This is a genomic window from Nocardia sp. NPDC004604 (assembly GCF_040609795.1).
Classification (GTDB): Bacteria; Actinomycetota; Actinomycetes; order Mycobacteriales; family Mycobacteriaceae; genus Nocardia.
The window spans coordinates 21,205-29,253 of the sequence record NZ_JBEXLC010000113.1; the positions used below are offsets into that span (position 1 = coordinate 21,205).

8 protein-coding genes are annotated in these 8,049 nt (G+C 66.6%); 3 read left to right on the top strand and 5 right to left on the bottom strand.

Going from position 1 to position 8,049, the window contains the following annotated elements:
- The first annotated feature begins 451 nt into the window (after positions 1 to 451).
- Positions 452 to 1,702 (top strand): KasA/KasB family beta-ketoacyl-ACP synthase, encoded by a 1,251-nt coding sequence (locus tag ABZW16_RS31835; protein ID WP_354959790.1) that lies wholly within the window; start codon positions 452 to 454, stop codon positions 1,700 to 1,702.
- On the opposite strand, the gene ABZW16_RS31840 is transcribed toward ABZW16_RS31835, so the two are convergent.
- The 3 genes from ABZW16_RS31840 to ABZW16_RS31850 form a co-directional block, all read right to left on the bottom strand.
- On the bottom strand, positions 1,699 to 2,547 hold the full coding sequence (locus ABZW16_RS31840; RefSeq protein WP_354959791.1) for a GNAT family N-acetyltransferase: 849 nt from the start codon (positions 2,545 to 2,547) through the stop codon (positions 1,699 to 1,701). The two genes, ABZW16_RS31835 and ABZW16_RS31840, sit on opposite strands and share 4 nt — an antisense overlap.
- 96 nt (positions 2,548 to 2,643) lie before the next feature.
- The gene (locus ABZW16_RS31845) at positions 2,644 to 3,570 is read right to left on the bottom strand and encodes a cyclase family protein (RefSeq protein ID WP_354959792.1); all 927 of its coding nucleotides are present in this window, start codon (positions 3,568 to 3,570) and stop codon (positions 2,644 to 2,646) included.
- Positions 3,571 to 3,629: 59 nt separating this feature from the next.
- Complete coding sequence (locus ABZW16_RS31850; RefSeq protein WP_354959793.1) at positions 3,630 to 4,199, bottom strand: universal stress protein; 570 nt, start codon at positions 4,197 to 4,199, stop codon at positions 3,630 to 3,632.
- On the opposite strand from ABZW16_RS31850, the gene ABZW16_RS31855 reads away from it, so the two are divergent.
- Positions 4,200 to 5,096 (top strand): alpha/beta hydrolase, encoded by an 897-nt coding sequence (locus ABZW16_RS31855; RefSeq protein ID WP_354959794.1) that lies wholly within the window; start codon positions 4,200 to 4,202, stop codon positions 5,094 to 5,096.
- 256 nt (positions 5,097 to 5,352) lie between these two features.
- Here the strand turns inward: ABZW16_RS31855 and ABZW16_RS31860 are convergent, their stop codons facing one another.
- Together ABZW16_RS31860 and ABZW16_RS31865 are read right to left on the bottom strand one after the other, a co-directional pair.
- Positions 5,353 to 6,489, bottom strand: coding sequence for a nucleotidyl transferase AbiEii/AbiGii toxin family protein (locus tag ABZW16_RS31860; protein ID WP_354959795.1), 1,137 nt, complete (start codon positions 6,487 to 6,489; stop codon positions 5,353 to 5,355).
- On the bottom strand, positions 6,486 to 7,166 hold the full coding sequence (locus tag ABZW16_RS31865) for a hypothetical protein (RefSeq protein WP_354959796.1): 681 nt from the start codon (positions 7,164 to 7,166) through the stop codon (positions 6,486 to 6,488). Before ABZW16_RS31865 ends, ABZW16_RS31860 begins: the two co-directional genes overlap by 4 nt.
- A 164-nt stretch (positions 7,167 to 7,330) precedes the next feature.
- Here ABZW16_RS31865 and ABZW16_RS31870 point away from each other — a divergent pair, with 164 nt between their 5' ends.
- A complete protein-coding gene (locus tag ABZW16_RS31870; RefSeq protein WP_354959797.1) occupies positions 7,331 to 7,951 on the top strand; it encodes an antibiotic biosynthesis monooxygenase in 621 nt (206 codons plus the stop codon).
- Positions 7,952 to 8,049: the final 98 nt, after the last annotated feature.

Consider the following 8,049-nt stretch of genomic DNA (forward strand, 5'->3'; position numbering starts at 1 on the left):
CGCTCGGGCGACCTTCAAAACTTGCCGGGCCCCAGCCCTTTCAATGCCGTTGTGCAATAACAAGATTGCACATCCACCCGGGTAATGGCGACCGAATCGGCCAGCGCGCGCTCGTCAGCGGACCGGCAGACTACGCCCGATCCGGCCACGGATGCGTCCCGTTTCGGCAACTTTGGAGGGTTCCCACAAGAGCCGGGCCGAAGGTTCGTAAATACGGGCATACCGTGATCAAACCGCGCCGGTAAGCTCTTCCCGAAACGATGTCCGGCGAAAACACCTGCTCAGCAATGTGTTTCGACACCCTGCTCAGCACCGGGAACCGCCTACGACGATACCGTCCGACAATGATGTCGGGTTGCGGCGGACCGGTTGTACGCCTGTTCGCTTCGCATAAGGCACTCGTCAGGACACCGAAACAGAGTTACCGGAAGAGAAATCAGGAGTGACGCTCGTGCGTAACCTCTTTGCCGCCGATGGACGTTTTCCGAACGTTGTCGTGACCAGCCTCGCGGCGACCACCTCGATCGCTGGCGATGTCGATGCCACGTGGAAGGGACTCCTCAACGGCGAGAGCGGAATCGAGGAGCTGGACGATCCGTTCATCGAGGAGTACGAACTTCCGGTGCGCATCGGCGGTCACCTGAAGGTGCGGCCGGAGACCCTGCTGACCCGCGTCGAGCAGCGCCGCATGGCCTATGTCGAACAGCTCGCGACCGTCCTCGGACGTGAGGTATGGCGAAATGCGGGCAGTCCGGAGGTGGATCCCTACCGACTCGCGGTGGCGATCGGCACCGGCATCGGTGGCGCGGATGCGATCACCGATGCGAACAGCAAGTTGAAGAACGGCGGCTATCGCAAGATTTCGCCGCTGGCCGTGCAGATGATCATGCCCAATGGCCCGTCGGCCGTCGTCGGTCTGGAACTGAAGGCCAGGGCCGGAGTGATCACCCCGGTCTCGGCGTGCTCGTCCGGTTCGGAGGCGATTGCCAACGCGTGGCGCATGATCGCGATGGGTGACGCCGATATGGTCGTCACCGGCGGCGTCGAGGGCTACATCGACGTCCTGCCGATCGCGGCATTCACCATGATGCGCGCCATGAGCACACGCAACGATGACCCGAAGGGCGCCTCCCGTCCGTTCGACAAGGATCGCGACGGCTTCGTCTTCGGCGAGGCCGGTGCGCTGATGGTCCTGGAAACCGAGGAGCACGCCAAGGCGCGCGGCGCGACCATCCACGCGCGGCTGCTCGGCGCCGGAATCACCTCCGATGGCTACCATTTGGTGGCTCCGGCACCGGATGGCGATGGCGCCGCCCGCGCGATGACACGGGCGATGCAGACCGCGGGCCTGACGCCGAAGGACATCACCCACATCAACGCGCACGCCACCGCGACACCGATCGGCGATGTCGCCGAGGCGCGCGCCATCAACAAGGCCGTCGGCAACCACGCCTCGGTCTACGCGCCGAAATCCGCGCTGGGACATTCCATCGGCGCGGTGGGCGCACTCGAATCGATCCTCACCGTGCTCAGCATCCGCGACGGCGTCGTGCCGCCGACGCTGAACCTGGACAACCTCGATCCCGAGATCGATCTCGATGTGGTGCACGGTGAGGCGCGCCACCAGGAGATCGAGTACGCGATCAACAATTCGTTCGGATTCGGCGGGCACAATGTCGCGCTCGCCTTCGGCCGGTACTAGCGGACCAGGATGGCGCGCGGATAGAGCAGTTGGAAGCCCAGCTTCTGCACGTTCTGCTGTGACTTCGAACCGGGCAGTGTGGTCACCACCGCGAGGTCACAGCCCGCGACCGCCGCGGCGGCGAGGCGCATCGACAGCAGTGAGCCCTGTACACCACGTCGGCGGAATTCGGGCAGGGTCGCCGCACCGCACAGTTGGGCAATGCCGTCGCTGAGGCGAAGGCTCGCGCCTCCGACGGGCACGCCGCCGATCCAGGCCAGTGAACCGACGAAACCGGTTGTCGCGGTGAGGTCCCGCTCGGCGCGCTCGATCGCCTCGCGCGGGAACTCCTCGTGCGAGGCGACACCCTGGGTATCCGGCGTGGCGAAGCCGTCCACAACGACATTCACCCAGGTATCGAATTCCTCGTGGCCGACATCGCGGATCTCCACGCCATCGGCCAGCTGCGCCTTCCGGCCTGGGTCGAGTCGCAAACCGAGGACATTCTCGAAGCCGAACAGCACATAGCCGCGGCGGGTCAGGCATTCGACGACGGCGGGGTCGGCGAGGGTCGACACCTCGAACTGCACCGGTGCGTCGCGCTCGGCGAAGGCCTGTTCGACGGCATCGAGCTCGGCGTCGTCGAACGCACCGTCCATTCCGACGGCGACGACCTTGTCGAGCGGCGATCCCGCACCCGCCCATACCGCGACGCCACTGCCGATGGGGTGCAGCAGCACTCGCTCTTGCGGATTCCGGCGCGCGGCCGCGCGTGCACCTTCCTCGATCAGGGTGCGTTCGGCATGCTCGACGCGCGCTGCGAGATCCTGTCCTGCGAACAAACCCGGGGCGAAGTCAGACGGCATGAGCAATTCCTACCTCGTCGATAGCCCTCGATTCACCTGGTTTTCAGTCGCCGAGCTGGTTCGGCGTGTCCCGGTGGTGCGGGTCCGCACCGTTGGTCAGAAGATCGCGACCGGTGCGACCGGCGTTCCGGTGGCGCCGACGAACGGCTCGGGCATTGCGCTGAGCAGGAATTCGTAGCGCCCCTCGGCCGCGCAGATCCGCGACAGCTCCTCGAGATTCCAGTTCTGCCCCTGCAGCATGCCCATCTCGACCAGGTGCAGTGCGTGCACCGCGAGCCACCCGTCCGCGAGCTCCGGCGGGAAGATCTCGAAGGTCAGGGTGTCGTTCGCGACGGCCGCGACATCGCGGGCGTGGAACCATTCCGGACTGCGCACCGAAAGTCCTGGTGCGGGAACGGCATACCCCTGTTTGTCGCCCGCTAGATACAACCGCATCTGGCCGGTCCGCACCAGCACCACATCCCCGGCACGGACCCGGGTGCGCGCCAATTCCTCGGCGGCCAGCAGGTCCTCGGGCCCGACGGCGTGGTCGCCGGGGAGACGATCGACGCCATGGGCGGCCGCGATATCGAGCAGGACACCGCGCGAGACGATATGGCGGGCCTTATCGATACCGCTGAAGGCGGCGCCGCCGTGCGCGGTGATGGTGTCGGCCGGACGTCCGTTGTAGATCCGGCCGGAATGCGAGATATGGGTCAGCGCATCCCAGTGGGTGGCGGCCTGCAGTCCCATTGTCACCACGTCGTCGCTGGTGGCGACCAGTCCCGGTCCGAACATCTCCCAGTTCAGCGCGATCATCGAATGCAGTGGATTGACCCGTCCCGGTATCAGTCCGGTCTGAATTCCGTGCTGCTGCAATGGAACCGCCAACGAGACCCGGCGCCCGGTGCGCACCGTGGCAGCGGCATTCCGGACGACCTCATCGGTTATGAGATTGAGTGTGCCGATCTCGTCGTCATCGCCCCACCGCCCCCAGTTGTTCACCCGCTCAGCGATATCGAGGAATTCCCGGGGCAGTGCCATGGCGGCAATCTACCGTTCACGGCCTGATCCCGGCGGCGAACCGCGCGCCGTGCAGCGACTCACTTCGGCGCATGCCCGGTCTGAGCGATCAGCACCGAGCAATCGGCGTGTCGGGCGGCCTTCTCGGCGGTCGTTCCGATGAAGCGACCCCAGATCGCCGAATGGCCGCTGCGGCCCAGGACGAGTAGATCCGCCACGTGATGCGTTGCGGCGATGGCGAGTTCGCGGGCGGAGTGTCCGGCGCGGATCTCGGCTTCGATGGCAATGCCGCGTTCGGCTGCCGTCGCGGCGGCCGCGGCCAGCCAGCGGCGGCTGGTCTCCTCCTCGACCGAGCGCTCCTCCTCGATCTCACCGATCACCGGCCGATACAGCGGCCGATGTTCCTCCACGGCGACGACGGTGAGCGCGGATCTATGCTCGGCGGCCAACTCGAGCGCCAGTCGAAGAGCCTCGCGGGCGCCGGGCGAGTCGTCGTATCCCACCACGATCCGCTGGAACACACCTCCAGTGTGATCCTCCGGCTGATCGTGGTCCAGCGGCGCGTACGGTTCGCTGTCCGCCCACAGCAGGTCGTTCGGATCCGCCCACGGAAGGTGTTCGGCAGACCCCGGGCGAACTATGGTGACCATATGCCCGTTACCGACGGTACCGCTGTCTCCGAACCGCCAGTCATCCCCGGTGTGCGCCGGTCGTTCATCACCGCCCGCGATGTCCGATTCCACGTCACCGAGGCCGGACCGGTCGACGGTCGGCCGGTCGTGCTCTTGCACGGCTGGCCGGAGCACCATTACGCCTACCGGCATCTGCTCGCCGACCCACCCGATGGGCTCCGGATCATCGCGCCCGATCTGCCGGGCTATGGCTGGTCCGGCCCCGCACCGCATCGGTGGGCGAAGGAGGATGTCGCCTCCGATGTGCTCGCACTCCTCGATGCGCTCGGCCTGGGCCGCGTGCTGCTGGTCGGCCACGACTGGGGCGGTTACGTCGGATATCGCATGGTGCTGCGCGAACCCGAGCGCTTCGACGGCTACCTCGTGCTGAATATGGCGCATCCATGGGTTCCGGTACCGACGGTATTGCGCCACCTCTGGCGCTTCCTCACCTATCAACCCCTGGTCGCCACCGTGGGTGTGCCGTTACAACAGCGCACCAAGTTCCTCGAACGACTCATCGGCGCCGCGATCACCGACCACGGCGCCTTCGACCGCGAGGCGGTGCGCCTCTTCGCCGACCGCTTCCGCGATCCGGTCTGCGCCCGCGCCGCCACCGACACCTACCGAACCTTCTGGCTGCGCGAAGTCCCCGATGCCGCACGCAATCCGGAACGCCGCCGCATCACCATCCCGATCCGCGCGGTCTTCGGCGTCGAGGACGTCGCCGTCCACCCATCCCTCGCCGCCGCCGATACCGCCAATGCCGACGACTACACCTTCGAACCCGTCACCGGCTGTGGACATTTCGTCGCCGACGAGCGCCCCGATGTCATCCGCGCCCGCCTGATCGAACTGGCGGCAGCCACGAAATAGGCTTATTCGCTACGGCTTTCGCGTGCGCGGAGTGCACGAGCGGCATAGCCGGATCATCGACGTCGGCGTGCGGCCCGGCGAGCGGGCGTCCCCGGTCCGGCGGTGGAGCAATATCCTCGCCCTCCCGGCCGACGGCGACTTCCGGGTCGACTTCCCCGGGCTCGCGCTGGCCAAGGTGGGGTGCCGAATCGTCGCGCGCGAACAGATCTCGCCCATCGTCCACCGACCGTCGTTCCGGTCGGGACGATGCGCGGGATCAGACGTAAGGAGCCAGAGCCGTCGCGATTCGATGCGGATCGCCGAGTCCGCGATAGTCGCTCGCCGATCGCACCAGCCCGCGCCGCATCGCCGCCACCAGGCCAGCCGCCTGATGCAGCGAGCATTCGGCGCGGCCGAGCAGTTTGCGGACCAGCACCACCTGTTCGAGGGTCGACCAGCCGGATTCGGCGACCCGTTCGGCAACCGCGGGCAACCCACCAGAAGCCAGCACGGCGCGCAGTTCGGATACCTCCACCGCGCGGTCGGTGAGCAGCGTGCGGTACAGCGCCCGCGTCTCGTACGGCAATGTCGGGATGAGCCCGGCCACGAACCGCCAGACGAGTTCCTCGTGCGCATGAGCCAAATGCGGGTGCTGCTCGGCGAATTCGCGCCACTCGACGCCATTGGCCGCCGCGAGAAACATGCGCAGCGGCGGGCGCCGCGCCGTGAACCAGCGATACGGCTGTGTGCCGAGCACCTGCTCGAACAATTGCCACGGCAGCACGCAGTGCTCGGCGAGCAGCACCGCGTCATAGAGATCCTTGGCGCGCGCACCGAAGCCACCGTGGTGATCCACAGCCAGCCACATGGCCTTCCACGCCAACGCCAAAGGCCTGCTCACCGCCCACAGCGCGGCCGGGGGACCGGGACTGGCGAGCCGTGGAATCTCGGTCCGTTCCGGTGGCTCGAACAACTTCTCGTCGTAGGCGAAATCGAGTTGCAGGGTGCCCACCTGTCCACGCCCCTGCCAAGACAGCACCAGCCGCTCGCCGCCCCCCTCGCCGAAGATGTATTTGTCGCCGAGGCCCGTGACTTCGACGACTCTGGCGTCGATCCATACCCGACTGCCCGGCTCGCGGGAGCGTGCTGCCACATCACGCGCGAGGTCCGCGAACATCTCCAAGAACGACGGTTCGCCGATCCGCCATAGCTCGACCCGCACGACGAAATCCAGATCGCCCGGTTCCCGCGCCCATGCGCCGAACCAGGTTTTCATCAGCAGACTGCCGCGCAATACCAACCGCGATGACCACTCCGAGGCGGCGATGGCCGCCAGCACGTGATCGATCGCTTCGCGGCGGGCGGCGACCCAGCAGGCGGAATCCTCGGCGTCGGTGAAGTGCGACCAGCTCACGACGCCGCCACTTCCTCGACGATCCATCCGTCATCGATCGATTCGGCCGTGTCGAACACCACGAATTCCCGCTCGGCCGAGCGCACTTCGTAGTCGGCCAGCGCCGTCAACAACGCGTCGAACCGCGACTCGGCACCCCGGTTCCCCACCGACCGGCACCGCTGCGTGACAAACCGTTCGAGCCGTCCGTCCGCCCGCACCCGCCGCGCATTCGCCGACAGATGCGCCTGGTGCGCCACGGCTATCGCGGACAGTCGAGCAAGATCGTCCTCGGCGTCGAGCACCAGCTTGATGTGATGCTCGAAGTAGTACCCATCGCCCAGTTCCCTTGCTGCGGTATCGGTTTCGGGCACCCCATCAGCCCATGGTGACGCCTCCAGCTTCACCCGCACAACGGCGAATCCGGCGCCGCGCATGTCCTCGACCAGTTCGGATACCGAATCCCGTACCGCCGCAAGCGTTCCGGACCGCCGTACCGTCACCATGGGCTGATCACATACCCGCCCCCGCGCCAGCACGATATGGGTGAACTTTATATTCCGCTGCCCCGCATACCTTTCGAGCGCATCCACCCCCGTTGCCCCGGCCCGCACGGTGATATGCCCTTCGAAGTCGCCCCGAAACTCCCGCACCCCCGCAGGTAAGCCGGATCGGCCGACCAACTCCTGTTCGCTCATATGTTCTACAGTACGAAAATACGCGCCCCGCTGTCGATCGCGGTAAGTTGCGGAGAGTGTGCTGGGAGGCCATCCGCTATTGCCATTGCGGGAATGGCGGAGCAGTGTGAACTTACCGGTGGCGCCATCGGGGCGCTGCCCTGAACACCCCGAGGGGGTGGATCGTGTACGCACGTTCTACCACTATTCAGGCGCAACCCTCCGCTATCGATGCCGGGATTGCGCATGTTCGCGACGTAACATTGCCGGCTCTGGAAGACATACCCGGCTGTATCGGGCTGTCGCTGCTGGTCGACCGGAAGTCCGGCCGGTGCATCGCGACGACCGCGTGGGAAACCGAGGACGCGATGCGCAATAGCGCGGAGCGCGTTCGCTCGATTCGGGATCGTGCCGCTGAGACGTTCCGCGGCGGCGCACTGATCGAACAGTGGGAGATTGCCGCCTTGCATCGGGACCACCGCTCCCGCGAGGGCGCATGCGCCCGCGTGGTCTGGAGCAAGATGGACCCGGCTCGGGCCGACTCGGCGATCGACACCTACAAGTCCCAAGCCCTACCCGCAATGGAAGGCCTCGAGGGGTTCTGCAGCGCCAGTCTGCTGGTCGACCGGGCATCCGGGCGGGGCGTTTCGTCTGTCACCTTCGACAACGCCGATGCGATGGAACGCAACCGCGACCAGGCGACCGCCATGCGGGACCGAATCGCTGGGCAAGCCGGCATGCAGGTGACCGACATCGGCGAGTTCGAATTGGCACTCGCCCACCTGCGCGTACCCGAATTGGTGTAACCATGCGGCCGGTGCCGTCATCGCCGACGGCACCGCCGAGCAACTCGGCCGCGCAGCCGTGCCGATGGCGAATCGGCACTACCTGACCCGCGGCCGAG